Origin of the sequence: Streptomyces griseocarneus (assembly GCF_014655595.1) — a bacterium.
Taxonomy (GTDB): domain Bacteria; phylum Actinomycetota; class Actinomycetes; order Streptomycetales; family Streptomycetaceae; genus Streptomyces; species Streptomyces griseocarneus.
The window spans coordinates 74131-92355 of sequence record NZ_BNBL01000013.1 but is presented as its reverse complement, the minus strand read 5'-3'; the positions used below and the strand labels follow the sequence as shown (position 1 = coordinate 92355).

General features: G+C 72.2%; 14 protein-coding genes and 1 riboswitch. Of the genes, 13 read left to right on the top strand and 1 reads right to left on the bottom strand.

The features are described from left to right. Positions 1 to 84: 84 nt before the first annotated feature. Positions 85 to 3612 (top strand): transcription-repair coupling factor, encoded by a 3528-nt coding sequence (mfd, locus tag IE295_RS27680; protein WP_190066496.1) that lies wholly within the window; start codon positions 85 to 87, stop codon positions 3610 to 3612. Positions 3613 to 3652: 40 nt separating this feature from the next. Here the strand turns inward: mfd and IE295_RS27675 are convergent, their stop codons facing one another. After that, positions 3653 to 5104, bottom strand: coding sequence for a DUF2079 domain-containing protein (locus IE295_RS27675; protein ID WP_190066495.1), 1452 nt, complete (start codon positions 5102 to 5104; stop codon positions 3653 to 3655). Between the two features lie 336 nt (positions 5105 to 5440). Here IE295_RS27675 and IE295_RS27670 point away from each other — a divergent pair, with 336 nt between their 5' ends. The 12 genes from IE295_RS27670 (at position 5441) to IE295_RS27615 (ending at position 18172) form a co-directional block, all read left to right on the top strand. Continuing rightward, positions 5441 to 6061 (top strand): SurA N-terminal domain-containing protein, encoded by a 621-nt coding sequence (locus tag IE295_RS27670; RefSeq protein ID WP_190066494.1) that lies wholly within the window; start codon positions 5441 to 5443, stop codon positions 6059 to 6061. Positions 6062 to 6095: 34 nt separating this feature from the next. Beyond that, positions 6096 to 7079 (top strand): nucleoside triphosphate pyrophosphohydrolase, encoded by a 984-nt coding sequence (locus IE295_RS27665; protein ID WP_224323387.1) that lies wholly within the window; start codon positions 6096 to 6098, stop codon positions 7077 to 7079. Between the two features lie 60 nt (positions 7080 to 7139). Then, complete coding sequence (locus IE295_RS27660) at positions 7140 to 7571, top strand: DUF6479 family protein (RefSeq protein ID WP_190066492.1); 432 nt, start codon at positions 7140 to 7142, stop codon at positions 7569 to 7571. A gap of 13 nt (positions 7572 to 7584) precedes the next feature. Beyond that, positions 7585 to 8844, top strand: a complete 1260-nt coding sequence (locus IE295_RS27655; protein WP_190066491.1) for a cytochrome P450 family protein — start codon at positions 7585 to 7587, stop codon at positions 8842 to 8844. A 184-nt stretch (positions 8845 to 9028) separates the two neighbouring features. Then, on the top strand, positions 9029 to 10024 hold the full coding sequence (locus tag IE295_RS27650) for a transglycosylase family protein (protein WP_308437409.1): 996 nt from the start codon (positions 9029 to 9031) through the stop codon (positions 10022 to 10024). A gap of 260 nt (positions 10025 to 10284) precedes the next feature. After that, positions 10285 to 10467: riboswitch (cyclic di-AMP (ydaO/yuaA leader) on the top strand. Positions 10468 to 10471: 4 nt separating this feature from the next. Continuing rightward, a complete protein-coding gene (locus IE295_RS27645; protein ID WP_190066490.1) occupies positions 10472 to 11209 on the top strand; it encodes a LysM peptidoglycan-binding domain-containing protein in 738 nt (245 codons plus the stop codon). A 287-nt stretch (positions 11210 to 11496) separates the two neighbouring features. Next, complete coding sequence (gene eno, locus IE295_RS27640) at positions 11497 to 12777, top strand: phosphopyruvate hydratase (protein WP_190066489.1); 1281 nt, start codon at positions 11497 to 11499, stop codon at positions 12775 to 12777. 138 nt (positions 12778 to 12915) lie between these two features. Continuing rightward, entirely contained in the window at positions 12916 to 13386 is a 471-nt protein-coding gene (locus IE295_RS27635) for an FtsB family cell division protein (RefSeq protein WP_190066488.1), read from the top strand. A gap of 72 nt (positions 13387 to 13458) precedes the next feature. Further along, a complete protein-coding gene (locus IE295_RS27630) occupies positions 13459 to 13998 on the top strand; it encodes a DUF501 domain-containing protein (RefSeq protein WP_190066487.1) in 540 nt (179 codons plus the stop codon). Beyond that, positions 13995 to 14936 carry a Ppx/GppA phosphatase family protein gene (locus IE295_RS27625; RefSeq protein WP_190066486.1) on the top strand — a complete coding sequence of 314 codons (942 nt, stop codon included), beginning with the start codon at positions 13995 to 13997 and terminating at the stop codon, positions 14934 to 14936. Before IE295_RS27630 ends, IE295_RS27625 begins: the two co-directional genes overlap by 4 nt. Before the next feature lie 355 nt (positions 14937 to 15291). After that, a complete protein-coding gene (locus tag IE295_RS27620) occupies positions 15292 to 16683 on the top strand; it encodes an NAD(P)/FAD-dependent oxidoreductase (protein ID WP_190066485.1) in 1392 nt (463 codons plus the stop codon). A 175-nt stretch (positions 16684 to 16858) separates the two neighbouring features. Then, entirely contained in the window at positions 16859 to 18172 is a 1314-nt protein-coding gene (locus tag IE295_RS27615) for an SAM-dependent methyltransferase (protein WP_190066484.1), read from the top strand. Positions 18173 to 18225: the final 53 nt, after the last annotated feature.

Below are 18225 nucleotides of genomic sequence, written 5' to 3'. Positions count from 1 at the left end.
CGTAGTCTGGAGTCCCCCGGCCCGGGCCCGTACGGCACGTGTCGGGCCGTTCGCGTTGTCCACCCCCGGGACGGGAAAGCCTTCATGAGCCTGCACGGTCTGCTCGACGCCGTCGTCAATGATCCGGCGCTCGCCGAAGCGGTGAAGGCCGCGGGCGACGGCAATCGGCCGCACATCGACCTCGTGGGGCCGGCCGCCGCGCGGCCCTTCGCCGTGGCGGCGCTCGCGCGCGACGCGAAGCGGCCCGTGCTCGCCGTGACCGCCACCGGCCGGGAGGCGGAGGACCTGGCCGCCGCCCTGCGCTCGCTGCTGCCCGCCGACGGCGTCGTGGAGTACCCGTCGTGGGAGACGCTGCCGCACGAGCGGCTCTCGCCGCGTTCGGACACCGTGGGCCGCCGCCTGGCCGTGCTGCGCCGGCTGGCGCACCCCAGCAAGGACGACCCGGCCGCGGGCCCGGTGAGCGTGGTCGTGGCGCCCGTACGGTCCGTGCTGCAGCCCCAGGTCAAGGGCCTGGGCGATCTCGAGCCCGTCAGCCTGCGCAGCGGGCGGAGCGCGGACCTCGGGGAGGTCACCGAGGCGCTGGCCGCGGCCGCGTACGCCCGGGTCGAACTGGTCGAGAAGCGCGGCGAGTTCGCGGTGCGCGGCGGCATCCTCGACGTGTTCCCGCCGACCGAGGAGCACCCGCTGCGGGTCGAGTTCTGGGGCGACGACGTCGAGGAGATCCGCTACTTCAAGGTGGCGGACCAGCGGTCGCTGGAGATCGCCGAGCACGGCCTGTGGGCGCCGCCGTGCCGTGAGCTGCTGCTGACCGACGCCGTGCGGGAGAGGGCCGCGGCGCTGGCGGAGGAGCACCCCGAGCTCGGGGAGCTGCTGGGCAAGATCGCCGAGGGGATCGCGGTGGAGGGCATGGAGTCCCTCGCCCCGGTCCTGGTGGACGACATGGAGCTGCTGCTGGACGTGCTGCCGGCCGGGGCGATGGCCGTGGTCTGCGACCCGGAGCGGGTCCGCACCCGGGCCGCCGACCTGGTGGCGACCTCGCAGGAGTTCCTGCAGGCGTCCTGGGCGGCCACGGCCGGCGGCGGCGAGGCGCCCATCGACGTGGACGCGGCCTCGCTGTGGGGCATCGCCGACGTCCGCGACCGCGCCCGCGAGCTGGGCATGATGTGGTGGTCCATCAGTCCCTTCGCGGCCGACGAGGACCTCGACGGCGACACCCTCAAGCTCGGCATGCACGCCCCCGAGACCTACCGCGGCGACACCGCCCGCGCGCTGGCCGACACCAAGGGCTGGGTCGCCGACGGCTGGCGCACGGTCTTCCTCACCGAGGGCCACGGCCCGGCCGCCCGTACGGTCGAGGTGCTGGGCGGCGAGGGCATCCCGGCCCGCCTGGACGCGGACCTGGCCGAGCTGTCGCCGTCCGTCGTGCACGTCTCGTGCGCCGGGATCGACACCGGCTTCGTCGACCCGGGCCTGAAGGTCGCCGTGCTGACGGAGGCCGACCTGACCGGCCAGAAGTCCGCCAGCAAGGACCTGGGCCGGATGCCGGTGCGCCGCCGCAAGACCATCGACCCGCTGACCCTGCAGGCCGGCGACTACATCGTCCACGAGCAGCACGGCGTCGGCCGCTACCTCGAGATGATCCAGCGCACGGTCCAGGGCGCCACCCGCGAGTACCTCCTCGTCGAGTACGCGCCCGCCAAGCGCGGCCAGCCCGGCGACCGCCTCTACATCCCCACCGACCAGCTGGAGCAGGTCACCAAGTACGTCGGCGGGGAGGCGCCCACCCTGCACCGGCTCGGCGGCGCGGACTGGACGAAGACCAAGGCGCGCGCCAAGAAGGCCGTCAAGGAGATCGCCGCCGACCTGATCAAGCTGTACTCCGCCCGCATGGCCGCCCCCGGTCACACCTTCGGCCCGGACACCCCCTGGCAGCGGGAGCTGGAGGACGCCTTCCCCTACGCGGAGACGCCCGACCAGCTCACCACCATCGCCGAGGTCAAGGAGGACATGGAGAAGTCCGTCCCCATGGACCGCCTGGTGTGCGGCGACGTCGGCTACGGCAAGACGGAGATCGCGGTCCGCGCGGCCTTCAAGGCGGTGCAGGACGGCAAGCAGGTGGCGGTGCTGGTGCCCACCACGCTGCTGGTGCAGCAGCACTTCGGGACGTTCTCCGAGCGGTACTCCCAGTTCCCGGTGGTCACCAAGGCGCTGTCCCGCTTCCAGACGGACGCCGAGGCGAAGGCCGTGCTCGAGGGGCTGCGCGAGGGCTCGGTCGACATCGTCATCGGCACCCACCGCCTCTTCTCGTCCGAGACGAAGTTCAAGGACCTCGGCCTGGTCATCGTCGACGAGGAGCAGCGCTTCGGCGTCGAGCACAAGGAGCAGCTGAAGAAGCTGCGCGCCAACGTGGACGTGCTGACGATGTCGGCGACGCCCATTCCGCGCACCCTGGAGATGGCGGTCACCGGCATCCGCGAGATGTCGACGATCACCACCCCGCCGGAGGAGCGGCACCCGGTGCTGACCTTCGTCGGCCCGTACGACCAGAAGCAGATCGGCGCCGCGATCCGCCGCGAGCTGCTGCGCGAGGGGCAGGTCTTCTACATCCACAACCGGGTGGAGTCCATCGACCGGGCGGCGGCGAAGCTGCGCGAGATCGTGCCCGAGGCGCGGATCGCCACGGCGCACGGGCAGATGGGCGAGTCGGCCCTGGAGCAGGTCGTGGTCGACTTCTGGGAGAAGAAGTTCGACGTGCTGGTCTCGACGACGATCGTCGAGTCCGGCATCGACATCTCCAACGCCAACACCCTCATCGTCGAGCGCGGCGACAACTTCGGTCTGTCCCAGCTGCACCAGCTGCGCGGCCGCGTCGGCCGCAGCCGCGAGCGCGGTTACGCCTACTTCCTCTACCCGCCGGAGAAGCCGCTGACCGAGACCGCCCACGAGCGGCTCGCGACGATCGCCCAGCACACGGAGATGGGCGCGGGCATGTACGTGGCGATGAAGGACCTGGAGATCCGCGGCGCGGGCAATCTGCTGGGCGGCGAGCAGTCCGGGCACATCGCGGGCGTCGGCTTCGACCTCTACATCCGCATGGTCGGCGAGGCGGTGGCCGACTACCGCGCCTCGCTGGAGGGCGGCGCGGAGGAGGAGCCGCCGCTCGAGGTCAAGATCGAGCTGCCGGTCGACGCGCACGTCCCGCACGACTACGCGCCGGGCGAGCGGCTGCGCCTGCAGGCCTACCGCGCGATCGCCTCGGCCACCAGCGAGGAGGACATCAAGGCCGTCCGCGAGGAGCTCACCGACCGCTACGGCAAGCTGCCGGAGCCGGTGGAGAACCTGCTGCTGGTCGCGGGCCTGCGGATGCTCGCCCGCTCCTGCGGGGTCGCCGACATCACGCTGCAGGGCGCCAACGTGCGCTTCGGGCCGGTGGAGCTGCGCGAGTCGCAGGAGCTGCGCCTGAAGCGGCTCTATCCGCGTACGGTCATGAAGCCGGCCACCCAGCAGATCCTGGTGCCGCGCCCGGCGACCCGCCCCATCGGCGGCAAACCGCTGGTCGGCCGCGAGCTGCTGGCGTGGACGGGCGAGTTCCTGACCACGATCCTGGGCTGAGCCCTCCTGCCCCGGCCCGGGCCGGGGCAGGAGCCGGCGGCTAGGCCGTGCGCTTCAGTACGACGATGCCGCCGTCGGTGCCCAGGAGGGCGTAGCGCGCGCCGGGGTGCATCCGGTGGGCGTCGGCGATGTGGTCCTGGGTGCTCCTGCCGTCGGCGACGCGCAGTGCGACGTAGTCGGGGTCGATGCCGCGGGTGTCGCCCGTCCAGAAGACGCGGCAGCGGTTGACGAGCCGGCTTATGGGGGCGACGTCGGCCTCGACGGTGGCGTTGTCGGGGATGCGGGCGAGGAGGCGGTCGGCGTCCTTGACGCTCTGCGGCACGCGGTAGGTGTCGGGCTGGGTGAGGCCGTAGACGGGCAGCGAGGCGCTCAGCGCGAGGGCGGCGGCGACGACGGCGGCCGGCAGCTGGTGGGCGTAGCGGCGCAGCCACGGGCGCAGGCTGTGCCGGGCGGTGGCGAGCGCGTCGGCGAGGGCGATGAACACGACGGGCATGAGGACGGCGCTGTAGTGCCAGTCGGTGCCCCAGTAGTGCTCCTCGTGGGAGGCGAACCGCCAGCCGAGGGTGGGCAGGGCGACGATCAGCACGGGTGAGCGCAGGGCCAGCAGGCCGGTGGTGGGCAGCAGCACCCACAGCAGGGTGCGGACGGCGGTGTCGGCCGGGATGACGGGGGCGGGGCCTTCCCCGCTGCCGATCTTGTTCCAGTAGTCGTAGGAGCCGGCGTTGTTGAAGCCGGGGATGATCAGGCCGAGGGCGAGCGCGGTGGCGGCGAGCCCGAAGACGACCAGTGCGGTGGCGAGCGCGGTGGCGCCCTTCTCGCGGCGGGACCCGCGCAGGCGCAGCAGCATCAGCATCCCGATGGCGGCGACGGTGACCCCGAGGTCCTCCTTGACCAGCACCAGCGGGGCCGCCCACAGGGCGGCGGCGCGCCAGCGCCGGTTCACCACGGCCTCCAGGGAGAAGGCCAGCAGCGGCATGGCGAAGGCGATCTCGTGGAAGTCGAAGTCGACCGCCCGCTGCACTCCCCACGACAGGCCGTAGGCGGTGCCGATCGCCAGTCCCCGGCCCCGGCCGAGCAGGCGGGCGGCGAGGCGGGTGACGGGCACGGCGGACAGCGCGAACAGCGCGGCCTGGACGACGAGCAGCGTCACGGGGGTGGGGAAGAGGCGGTAGAGCGGAGCTATCAGCGCGGTGACGGGGCTGAAGTGGTCGCCGAGGATGTTGGTGCCGGGCCCCTTGAGGTCGGCTATCGGCGCCCGGAGGTGGGCGTAGGCCTGTATGGCCTGCTCGAAGATGCCCAGGTCCCAGGACATGGTGAGCATCCGCAGATGGCGGCTGAGGGACAGCGCGGCATAGAGGACGAACAGGATGCCGCCCACCCAGTAGGGGTCGAGCCCCGGCCGACGCAGGCGCGAGCGGCGGGTGTGCCTCTCGGGCGTGGCCTCGTCCGTGCCGCGGCCGGGAGCCGGAGCGGCGGCGGTGGCCGAGTCCATGAGCGGTGTCCTCCGGTGTGGTGCGGGTCGGCGGCCCCCTGCGGGCCGGCGTGACGAACGATATGCAAAGGCCGGGGCGGGCCTCCGGCCTCCCCTGTGGAGACGATCGGGCGGGCCGCCCGGTTCAGCCGGTTTTCTTCCCGTCCGCGCGTCCGCCGGTCTTGCAGTATGCGGCGTCGGGCGGCCGGGGACGGCGGTCGGCACGGCGGACGACTGGGCCACGTGCCTCAACACCCGCCACATCGTTGGCCGAATCAGTGGCCCGGGTCACGTCGAGTGCCTAACATCGATCACCGCCCCGCCCCTGTTCGTTCGTGATCTCTGCCGGGAGGCTTCATGATCCGCCGCAGGACAGCGCTCTCCGTATCCGCCGCCGCTCTGCTCGCAGCGGCCCCGCTGCTCACCGGGTGCGGGTCGGCACCGCACCCGGGGGCCGCGGCCGTCGTGGGCAAGGACCGGATCACCGTCTCCGAGCTGCAGCGGGAGGTCGAGGACGTGCGCGAGGCGCAGCGTTCCTCGCCGCAGGGCCCGCAGCTGCTGGCCGCCGGCGCCCGGCTCGGCCAGGACACCCTCGTCCGCCTGGTGCAGTACCGGATCGTGGAGCGGGCCGGGCAGGACAACGGCGTCGACGTCACCCGCCGGGAGCTGCAGGAACGCCGCCAGCAGGTCGAGCGGATGCTCGGCGGGGCCGACGCGGTCGAGGGCCGCTTCCTCGCGGCCGGCATCGCGCCGGGCCAGGTCGACCAGGAGCTGCGGACCGGGCTGGTCCGCTCCAAGCTGGAGCGCAAGCTGGGCCCGGCCCGCACGAACGAGGTCCTGCGGAAGACCTCCGACGCGCTGCGGGTGGACGTCAACCCCCGCTATGGCACCTGGGACGCCCGGCGCGGCACCGCACGGCCCGCGCTGGAGCCGTGGCTGCGCCCGGCCGAGCCGCCCGCCCCGGGGCAGCCGGCGTGATGTGCCGCCCGTCCTCTCGCCTAGGCTCGGCCGTGTGAACGACCTGAACGACTCCCGCGGCCGCATCGTCCTGCTCACCACCAGCCACCGGGTCGCCCCCGGAATGCTGTCGTGGCCCGCCTGGCGGACGCTGCGCGAGGCCGACCGGGTCCTGTGCGCCGACGCCGGCCACCCGCAGCTGCCGTACCTGCGGGAGGCCGGCGTGGTCGCCGAGCACGCGGCCCCCACCGCGCGCGAGCTCGTCGACTACTGCGCGGACGGCCGGCGCACGGCCGTGGTGCTCACCTCCGCCGAGGGCGAGTCGGCGCTGACCGACGGCCTGGCCCGGCTGGCCGGCTCCGGCCGGGAGTCGATGCCGGCGCTGGAGCTGCTGCCCGGCTCCTACGACCTGCCCGGCGCCCGGCTCCTGGACCTGGTCCAGGTCATGGACCGGATCCGGCTGGCCTGCCCGTGGACCGGCGTGCGCACCCACGAGGACCTGGCGAAGTACGGCCTGGAGGAGATGTACGAGCTCCTGGAGGCCATCGAGACCGGCGACCGCGAGGCGCTGCGCGAGGAACTGGGCGACGTGCTGCTCCAGGTCGTCTTCCACGCCCGGATCGCCCAGGACGACCCGGACGAGCCGTTCTCGGTAGACGACGTCGCGGGCGGCATCGTCGACAAGCTCGTCCACCGCCACCCGCACGTCTTCGGCGACGAGAGCGCCGAGACGCCCGAGGACGTCAAGGCGCACTGGATGCGGACCAAGGCGGCGGAGAAGGGCCGCGAGTCCGTCACCGAGGGCGTGCCGCTGGGCCAGCCCGCCCTGGCCCTCGCCGCCAAGCTCGCCTCCCGCGTGCGCAGCGGGGGCCTGCCGGTGGCCCTCCCGGCCGGCGAGGGGGTCGGCTACGAGCTCCTGGCCCTGGCCGCGCGGGCCGAGGCGGCCGGCACGGACCCGGAGACGGCCCTGCGGGCCGCGGCCCGTACGTACCGCGACGCGATCCTCGAGGCGGAGGCGGCGGCCCGCGCGAGCGAGTGACGGACACCCGTTCGGCCCAGTGGCGGTCTTGACGGGGGCGCGTGCGGGTACCCGCATCCCATGCGCACTGAGCACACGGACCTCGCCCTGCCCCACTGGGTCGGCGGCATCGCCCCGTTCATCGTGGGGCTGTTCGTCGTCGGCCTGCTGCTCGCGGCCTTCGTCTACGGGCAGCGGTGGCGCGACCGGGAGCCCCCGCCGCCGAGCCAGCCGCAGCGCCGCCAGGGGGCCTGGCAGACGCGGGAGGAACACGACACCGGTCCCACCTCGCCCGACCACGGCCCGGGGCACGCCGACGACAACGGCAAGATCGACTACGTCACCGAGCACCGGGAGTCGGACCGCCTGCAGACGGAGGCCGACGGGGAGCGCGTGCTGCCGCACGAGATCCACAACCCCGGCAGCCACCCCGAGGAGCCGACCGAGGAGCGCAAGAAGTGGAGCCCCGGCAGCAGCGGCTCCTTCGGCAGCGGCGGCAGCAGCCACACCTAGGTAGCGTCGGGGCGTGCACGAGAACCGTACGCCCCCTGCCCCGCCCCTGTTCACCTGGGAATTCGCCGCCGATCCGTACCCCGCGTACGCCTGGCTGCGCGAGCACGCCCCCGTCCACCGCACCGCGCTGCCCAGCGGTGTGGAGGCCTGGCTGGTGACGCGGTACGCCGACGCCCGGCAGGCGCTCGCCGACCAGCGGCTGTCGAAGAACCCCGTGCACCACTCCGAGGGCGCCCACGGCAAGGGCAAGGTCGGCATCCCCGGCGAGCGCAGCGCCAATCTGATGACGCACCTGCTCAACATCGACCCGCCGGACCACACCCGGCTGCGCCGGCTGGTCTCGAAGGCGTTCACCCCGCGCCGGGTCGCGGAGTTCACGCCCCGGGTGCAGGAGCTGACGGATCAGCTGATCGACGGATTCGCCGGGAAGGGGGAGGCGGACCTCATCCACGAGTTCGCCTTTCCCCTCCCCATCTACGCCATCTGCGACATGCTGGGCGTCCCGCGCGAGGACCAGGACGACTTCCGGGACTGGGCGGGCATGATGATCCGCCACGGCGGCGGGCCGCGCGGCGGAGTGGCCCGTTCGGTGAAGAAGATGCGGGGATATCTCACGGAACTGATCCACCGGAAGCGGGAGGATCTCGGAGAAGACCTTATTTCTGGACTGATCAGGGCGAGCGACCACGGCGAGCACCTCACCGAGGACGAGGCCGCGGCCATGGCCTTCATCCTCCTCTTCGCCGGGTTCGAGACCACCGTGAACCTGATCGGCAACGGGGTCTACGCCCTGCTGCGCAACCCCGCGCAGCGCGAGCGCCTCCAGCGCGCGCTCGCCGCCGGCGACGAGAGCCTGCTCGCCACGGGCGTCGAGGAACTCCTGCGCTACGACGGCCCGGTGGAGCTCGCCACCTGGCGGTTCGCCACCCGGGACCTGACCATCGGCGGGCAGCGCATCGCCGAGGGCGACCCCGTGCTCGTCGTGCTCGCCGCCGCCGACCGCGACCCCGAGCGGTTCGCCGATCCCGACACCCTCGACCTCTCCCGGCGCGACAACCAGCACCTGGGCTACGGGCACGGCATCCACTACTGCCTCGGCGCCCCGCTCGCCCGCCTGGAGGGGCAGACGGCGCTGGCGACCCTGCTGCGCCGCCTGCCCGACCTGCGCCTGGGCGCCGAGCCGGACGACCTGCGGTGGCGCGGAGGCCTGATCATGCGCGGATTGCGCACTTTGCCCGTGGAGTTCACCCCCGAGGGAACCGGAAGTGATTAACCAGAGCTCCTACCCCGTGACGCGGTATCAAACCGTGTGACCTCGGCGTGACCTCCGCTACACCGGCTTGTGACTCCCGGGAGCCGTCGCTATGTTCGACGACCACATCAGCCGCCACACGAGAGGCCAGCACATGCGCTCAGGGTCCGGTAGACATCGCCGCCCCCGCCAGGTACCCGCCATCGTGGTCGCGGCGGGGGTGACGGGAGCGAGCATCGCCATGCCGCTGCTGGCCGCCTCCGGCGCCTCCGCTGCCGACGCCGACACCTGGGACAAGGTCGCCCAGTGCGAGAGCGGCGGAACCTGGAGCGCCAACACCGGCAACGGCTACTCCGGTGGGCTCCAGCTCACCCAGGAGGTGTGGGAGCAGAACGGCGGCACCACCTACGCGCCGCGCCCCGACCTCGCCAGCCGCTCGCAGCAGATAGCCGTGGCCGAGCGCGTCCTCCAGGCCAAGGGCCCCGACGCGTGGCCCAGCTGCGCCGTGAGCTCCGGCCTGCAGAAGGACGCCCCGGCGCCCGAGGTGAACCCCGGCAGCGACGACACCGGCCGGGCGGCTCCCGCGCCGGAGCCGACGCGGGGGTCCGCGAAGGAGCGCCCGACGCCCTCCACGCCCGCGCACGGGTCCGACGAGCCGTCCGGCAAGCCCTCCGACAAGCCCTCCGACAAGCCGTCCGGCACCGCCGAGCCGACGACCGGCTCGTCGCAGACGCCCGGCACCGGCGAGGGCGGCAAGCACCGCAAGGACCCGTCCACGGAGCCCTCGGGCACGCCCTCCGGCACGCCGTCGGGCACGCCGTCCGGCACTCCTTCGAGCACCCCGTCACAGACGCCCGGCACCTCCCCGGCGCCCTCCGGCTCGCAGACGCCCGGCTCGCCGTCCGACAGCGCCACTCCCGGCGCCGGCACGGACGGGGACACCGGGACGGGCACCGGCAAGCACCGGGCCGAGCCGTCGCGTTCCGGCGACGAGGCCCAGCGCCCCTCGCGCGGCGGGGAGCGGACGGACCCCGCGGGCCCGTCCGACTACACCGTGCGTCCGGGTGACAACCTGTCAGCCATCGCCTCGGAGCACTCCGTCGACGGCGGATGGCAGACGATCTATCAGAAGAACCAAAAAGCGGTCGGATCCGATCCGGACCTCATTCAGCCCGGTCAGCGCCTCGACATCCGTAAGTAGCGGGCCGGTTCGGGCCGAATGTCCGTTCCAGTCGAAAGTGAGACATGGGTCTCGTCGTCCGATGCCCGGAATGCGCCCGTCCGTGGCTCATGAACCCACTCCCACCTGCGGGAATGATCGTTCTCGGTAGGTCACAACCGGCAACTGTGGCCGAAAAGGGGGGTTTGAACCTGTCGGCCGCCTGTGTTTAACGTCGTCTCCGCTCGCCACCGCGAGCACCTCGACCGCCACGCCGAATCCTGCCGGCGGTCGGGGGAGTCGTCGCGCAAGCGCCGTAGGCAGGAGCGGGGGAACCAGGTAGGGCGCCGGAACGGTCCCACGGCCAACGGCCGGAGGAACGGAACGGCTTGGGGTGAAGCCCGGTGCGCGCGAGCGGACCGGGCCGGGCGAACTCACTAGCCCGAACCCGACAGCTCACCTCGTAGGCGTCGGTGAGGAAACCGACTTATGTCCAAGGGCAAGCACCGTCGTCCCTCCAAGGCCGTCCGCATCGTCACGCTCGCCGGTGTCACCGGCGCGGCTGTCGCCGCCCCTCTGATGGTCGCGACCTCCGCCAACGCCGCCTCCGTCCAGGACTGGGACAGGGTCGCCCAGTGCGAGGCCAGCGGCAACTGGTCCATCAACAACGGCAACGGCTACTTCGGCGGCCTGCAGTTCTCGAAGGACTCGTGGGACGCCGCGGGTGGCGGCAAGTACGCCGCGTACCCGCACCAGGCCACCAAGGCGCAGCAGATCATGGTCGCCGAGCGCCTCCTCGCCCAGCAGGGCCCGGGTGCCTGGCCCAACTGCGGCGGCGGTCTGAGCCGCGGCGGCCCCAAGCCCGACGTCGACGTCTCCGGCGGCTCCTCGAAGCCCAAGCCGTCCAAGCCGTCGAAGTCCACCGGCGACCGCGACACCTCCACCAAGACCCACGCCGACCGCGGCGAGCGCCCCTCGGGCAAGCACGCCAAGCCGGGTTCGGGCACCGAGACGCCCGCGCAGAAGCAGACCCCGGGCAAGCACGCCAAGACCCCCACCTTCAAGAAGGGTGACGGCGAGTACGAGGTCAAGCAGGGCGACACCCTGTCCACGATCGCCACGGCCAAGAAGGTCAAGGGCGGCTGGGCGAAGCTCTACGACCTCAACAAGAAGATCATCGACGACGCCGACGTGATCTACCCGGGCCAGATGCTGCACCTCAGCTGATCACGGCCGGACCCGTCCGGCCGCGAGGACGAGCGTCCCGCTCATCCGACGGACCGCCCCGCTCCGATGCGCCTTCCCCCCGAGCCGCATCGGAGCGGGGCTCCGCCGTTTCCGCGCCCAGGGCCCGCGTACGCCGTCCCCGTTGAGCGAACACACCGGGCGTTTCATCCGGTGATCTCGGCGTTTGTGCCAATTTTCGGTCCGCTGGTCGATCCAAGGGCGGGCGCAGCCTCCGGCGCCCGTTAGGCTCGTGCTGCAGAACTCCAGCACACACGAAGGAGACCCTCGTGCCGTCCATCGACGTCGTCGTAGCTCGCGAGATCCTCGACTCGCGAGGCAACCCCACGGTCGAGGTCGAGGTCGGCCTCGACGACGGCTCCACGGGCCGTGCCGCCGTGCCGTCCGGCGCCTCCACCGGCGCCTTCGAGGCCATCGAGCTCCGTGACGGCGACCAGAACCGCTACCTCGGCAAGGGTGTCGAGAAGGCCGTCCTCGCCGTCATCGAGCAGATCGGCCCGGAGCTCGTCGGCTACGACGCCACCGAGCAGCGCCTGATCGACCAGGCCATGTTCGACCTGGACGCCACCGACAACAAGGCCTCGCTCGGCGCCAACGCCATCCTCGGCGTCTCCCTCGCCGTCGCGCACGCCGCCTCCGAGGCGTCCGACCTGCCCCTCTTCCGCTACCTCGGCGGCCCGAACGCGCACCTGCTGCCCGTTCCGATGATGAACATCCTCAACGGTGGGTCGCACGCCGACTCCAACGTGGACATCCAGGAGTTCATGATCGCCCCGATCGGCGCGGAGTCCTTCTCCGAGGCGCTGCGCTGGGGCACCGAGGTCTACCACACCCTCAAGGCCGTCCTGAAGCGCAAGGGCCTGTCCACCGGCCTCGGCGACGAGGGCGGCTTCGCCCCGAACCTGGGCTCCAACCGCGAGGCCCTCGACCTCATCCTCGAGGCCATCAAGGAGGCCGGCTACACCCCCGGCCAGGACGTCGCGCTCGCGCTCGACGTCGCCGCGTCCGAGTTCTTCAAGGACGGCTCGTACGAGTTCGAGGGCAAGGCCCGCTCGGCCGCCGAGATGACGGACTACTACGCGGAGCTCGTCGCCGCGTACCCGCTGGTCTCCATCGAGGACCCGCTGTTCGAGGACGACTGGGACGGCTGGAAGACCCTCACCGAGCGTCTCGGCGACAAGGTGCAGATCGTCGGTGACGACCTGTTCGTCACCAACCCCGAGCGCCTCGGCCGCGGCATCGAGGAGGGCGCCGCCAACGCCCTGCTGGTCAAGGTCAACCAGATCGGTTCGCTGACCGAGACCCTCGACGCCGTCGAGCTGGCCCAGCGCAACGGCTTCAAGTGCATGATGTCGCACCGCTCCGGCGAGACCGAGGACGTCACCATCGCCGACCTGGCCGTCGCCACCAACTGCGGCCAGATCAAGACCGGTGCCCCGGCCCGCTCCGAGCGCGTCGCCAAGTACAACCAGCTGCTGCGCATCGAGGAGATCCTCGACGACGCCGCGGTGTACGCCGGCCGCTCGGCGTTCCCGCGCTTCAAGGGCTGAGCCCCGAGGCAGCCTCGAAAGGGCTGAGCCTTAAGGGCTGAGCTCTCGCCAGTCTCCGTACGTCCCCGGCCGCGGTCCCGTACCGTGTCCGGGGACGTACGTTCGTAGAGGACTCCGAGGACTCACTGGGGAGGCGACGTGGGCGCGGACCGGTTCTCCACCGCGACCAGGCTCAAGGCGCTCGGCACGAAGCTCGTGCAGGGGCCCGCCGCCGCGCGCGTCTACCGGGCGCGGCCGCAGCGGCGCAGCCGGCTCACGGGACGCGCCGCGCTGCTCGCGCTCGTCGTCTGCTCCATCGTCGTCGCCCTCGCCTACCCGATGCGCCAGTGGGTCACCCAGCGCTCGGACATCGCCGACCAGCGGCGCCAGACCGAGCACGCCCGCGAGCAGGTGAAGCTGCTGCGCGACGAGAAGGCCCGGCTGGAGGACCCCGCGTACGTGGAGCAGCAGGCGCGCGAGCACCTGCACTACCTCCGCCCGGGGGAGACCGGCTACAGCGTGGTGGGCGGCGGCGGACCCACCAAGCCGCCCAGGGACCGGGGCGCGGCCGACCGCCCGTGGTACAGCAACCTCTGGGACGACGTCGACGCCTCCGACGGGCAGCGCTGACCGCCCCCGGCGTCCGTTCCCCCGCGCACCGCATCCGAATCAGACCGAGCATCAACGAGCACGAGCGAGCACATGGACACCCCTCCTCCGAAGACCGAGCCCACCGAGCCGACCGACGCGGACATCGCCGCGTTCAAGGAGCAGCTGGGGCGGCCGCCGCGCGGCCTGCGCGCCATCGCGCACCGCTGCCCGTGCGGTCAGCCGGACGTGGTCGAGACGGCCCCGCGGCTGCCGGACGGCACGCCGTTCCCGACGACGTACTACCTGACCTGCCCGCGCGCCGCGTCCGCGATCGGCACGCTCGAGGGCTCGGGCCTGATGAAGGAGATGCAGGACCGGCTGGCGACCGACCCGGAGCTGGCCGCCGCCTACCGGGCCGCGCACGAGGACTACCTCGCGCGCCGCGACGCGATCGAGGTGCTGGAGGGCTTCCCGAGCGCCGGCGGCATGCCGGACCGGGTCAAGTGCCTGCACGTGCTGGTCGGACACTCGCTGGTGGCCGGCCCCGGCGTGAACCCCTTCGGTGACGAGGCGCTGGCGCTGCTGCCGGAGTGGTGGGCCAAGGGCCCGTGCGTGAGCCCCTGCGGCGACTCGGGCGAGGGGTGCGCATGACGCGCGTCGCCGCCGTCGACTGCGGCACGAACTCGATCCGGCTGCTCATCGCCGACGCCGACCCGGCAACCGGTGAACTCAAGGAGCTCGACCGGCGGATGACGATCGTGCGGCTCGGCCAGGGGGTCGACCGGACGGGCCGCTTCGCGCCGGAGGCGCTCGAGCGGACGTTCGCCGCGTGCCGGGAGTACGCCGAGGTCATCCGGGCGCACAACGCCGAGCGGGTGCGGTTCGTCGCGACGTCGGCGTCCCGGGACGTCTCCAACCGCGAGGAGTTCGTGCGCGGCGTCGTGGACATCCTGGGCGTGGAGCCCGAGGTGATCAGCGGTGACCAGGAGGCGGAGTTCTCCTTCACCGGCGCCACCAAGGAGCTCACCGGCCGGGACGACCTGGCGAAGCCGTACCTGGTGGTGGACATCGGCGGCGGCTCGACGGAGTTCGTGGTCGGCGACGACCGCGTGCGGGCCGCGCGCAGCGTCGACGTGGGCTGCGTACGGATGACGGAACGTCACCTCGTCGTGGACGGCGAGGTGACCGACCCGCCGACGGCCGGGCAGATCGCCGCCATACGCGCCGACGTCGAGGCCGCGCTGGACCTGGCCGGGGAGAGCGTCCCGCTCACCGAGGCCCGCACCCTGGTCGGCCTGGCCGGCTCGGTCACCACGGTCGCGGCGATCGCGCTGGGCCTGGACGCGTACGACTCCGAGGCCATCCACCACTGCCGCATCTCCCTCGAGCGGGTCCGCGAGATCACCGGGATGCTGCTGCGGTCCACCCACGAGGAGCGCGCGGCGATCTCCGTGATGCACCCCGGCCGGGTCGACGTCATCGCTGCCGGAGCGCTCGTCCTGCAGTGCGTGATGGAGCGCTGCGGGGCCCGGGAGGTCGTGGTCAGCGAGCACGACATCCTGGATGGGATCGGCTGGAGCATCGCCTGAGGGCGTCCGCCGAAGAATGTTCGTGAAATCCTTCACATGAAATAGCGGTCCTAGGACCCCGGAAGGAGGCCTTCTGGCCCCCTTCCGGGGGTCGGGCGGCCCCGGCGGCCGGAAAGCGTGCGGTTTCCGCCGTCTTAAAGAAACGCTTATGCGGAAGCCCCGGACGCAGTGGTCCAGTCCACCTTCGGGCCGCAAGGCCAGTTCAGCAGGGGTGATCAACGCCCGGCGGGGCGGCCTGGTTCCCCCGCGGGGCTATGGCGTCGGTCACGGGGGCGGCGGAGTGTAGCAGACCCCCCTCGGGCTCTTGTGAAGGGGCTCACGAGCACCCCAACGGGGAGTGCTGGATACTCGAATCATGAGCACCACGGAGCGTCCACGGATCCTCGTAGTAGGCGGTGGGTACGTCGGCCTGTACGCGGCACGTCGCATCTTGAAGAAGATGCGCTACGGCGAGGCGACCGTCACGGTCGTCGACCCGCGCTCGTACATGACGTACCAGCCCTTCCTCCCTGAAGCAGCCGCCGGCAGCATCTCGCCGCGCCACGTCGTGGTGCCGCTGCGCCGCGTCCTGCCCAAGGCGGAGGTTCTCACCGGCCGTGTCACCACGATCGACCAGGACCGCAAGGTCGCCACGATCGCGCCGCTCGTCGGCGAGGCGTACGAGCTGCCCTTCGACTACCTGGTCATCGCGCTCGGCGCCGTCTCGCGCACCTTCCCGATCCCCGGCCTCGCCGAGAACGGCATCGGCATGAAGGGGATCGAGGAGTCCATCGGCCTGCGCAACCACGTTCTCGAGCAGCTCGACAAGGCCGACTCGACGAAGGACGAGGAGATCCGCCGCAAGGCGCTGACCTTCGTCTTCATCGGCGGCGGCTTCGCGGGCGCGGAGACGATCGGCGAGGTCGAGGACATGGCGCGCGACGCCGCCAAGTACTACCCCAACGTGAAGCGCGAGGACATGCGCTTCATCCTCGTCGACGCCGCGGACAAGATCCTCCCCGAGGTCGGTCCCAAGCTCGGCGAGTACGGCAAGAAGCACCTGGAGAGCCGCGGCGTCGAGATCTACCTCTCGACCTCCATGGACTCCTGCGTCGACGGCCACGTCGTGCTGAAGAACGGCCTCGAGGTCGACTCCAACACGATCGTGTGGACCGCGGGCGTCAAGCCCAACCCGGCCCTGGCCCGCTTCGGCCTGCCGCTGGGCCCGCGCGGCCACGTCGACACCTCCGAGACCCTCCAGGTCCAGGGCACCGACTACATCTGGGCCGCGGGCGACAACGCCCAGGTCCCGGACATGGTCGGCCGCAAGGCGGGCAACGAGAACGCCTGGTGCCCGCCGAACGCCCAGCACGCGCTGCGCCAGGCCAAGGTCCTCGGCGACAACGTCCTGTCCGGCATGCGCGGCTTCCCGCAGAAGACGTACTCGCACGCCAACAAGGGCGCGGTGGCGGGCCTCGGCCTCCACAAGGGCGTCGCGATGATCGTCATGGGCAAGACCAAGATCAAGCTCAAGGGCCGGCTGGCCTGGTACATGCACCGTGGCTACCACGGCATGGCCATGCCGACCTGGAACCGTAAGATCCGCATCTTCGCGGACTGGACCCTGGCGATGTTCCTCAAGCGCGAGGTGGTCTCCCTGCGCGCCATGGAGAACCCGCGCGAGGAGTTCTACGAGGCCGCCAAGCCGGCCCCGCAGCCGGCCGCCAAGGCCGACGCGAACCAGGGCCAGAAGGCCAAGGCCTCCTGAGGCACACGGCACTGACCGGAAGGGCGTCCACCAAATCCGTGGGGTGGGCGCCCTTCGGCATACCCGGAACGCGAAGTTGACCTAGTCTGTCGGCAGAGGGACTACAGCACGGCCTGTTGGTGTTCAGGTGTCAGATGAAACTATCTCCTGACACTTCATCATGGAGGTGTGCGACATGGCCGAGGCCGCCTCGCGGCTCACCGCACTCGCCGAGCAGGTACTGGGGGCACCCCTCCCCGTCCGCCTGCGCGCCTGGGACCGCAGCGAGTCGGGACCGCCCGGCACCCCCGTCCTGATCATCAGGCGCCGCCGCGCCCTGCGCCGCCTGCTGTGGAAGCCCGGCGAACTCGGCCTGGCCCGCGCCTGGGTCGCCGGCGACCTCGACGTCGAGGGGGACCTCTACGAAGCCCTCGACCTGCTCGCCGGATCCCTGTGGGAGCGCGGCGAGGACGCCTCCCGGCCCGTGGGCCCCGCCGCCCTCCTGGCCGCCCTGCGCGACCCGCGGCTGCGCGCGGCGGGCCGCGAGCTGATCGGGCTCGCCGGGCCCTGGGTGCCGCCCTCCCCGCCGCCCGAGGAGGCCCGCCGCACCGGCGGCCCGCTGCACACCCTGCGCCGCGACAAGCAGGCCATCAGCCACCACTACGACGTCGGAAACGCCTTCTACGAACGGGTCCTCGGCCCCTCGATGGTGTACTCCTGCGCCTACTGGGAAAGTCCCGGCTCCACCCTCGAGGACGCCCAGCGCGCCAAGCTCGACCTCATCTGCCGCAAGCTGGACCTCAAGCCGGGCCAGCGGATGCTCGACGTCGGCTGCGGCTGGGGCTCGATGGTGCTGCACGCCGCCCGCGAGTACGGGGTGAGCGCCGTCGGCATCACCCTCTCCCAGGAACAGGCCGCCTACGCCCGCAAGCGCGTCGCCGAGGCCGGCCTGACGGACCGTATCGAGATCCGCGTCCAGGACTACCGCCAGGTCGCCGACGGGCCCTTCGACGCCATCTCCTCCATCGGCATGGCCGAGCACGTCGGCTCCGCCCGCTACGCCGAGTACGCCGCCGACCTCTACGGCCTGCTCCGGCCCGGCGGCAGGCTGCTGAACCACCAGATCGCCCGCCGCCCCCTGCGGGACGAGGAGGAGTACCGGGTCGACGAGTTCATCGACCGCTACGTCTTCCCCGACGGCGAGCTCGCCCCCGTCGGGCGGACCGTCGCCCAGCTGGAGGAGGCCGGGTTCGAGGTCCGGGACGTGGAGGCCCTGCGCGAGCACTACGCCCTGACGCTGCGGCAGTGGGTGGCCAACCTCGAGGCCCACTGGGACGAGGCCGTACGGCTCACCTCCCCGGGCCGGGCCCGCGTCTGGCGGCTGTACATGGCCGCCTCGGCCCTGTCCTTCGAGCGCAACCGCATCGGCGTGAACCAGGTGCTGGCGGTGCGCACGCCGGAGTCCGGCGATCCGGGGCTCTCGCTGCGCACCCGCGACTGGCGGGGGTGACGCGCCCGGGGCGCACGGCCCGTACGCACGCCGAAGGGGCCCGGTCCGTACGG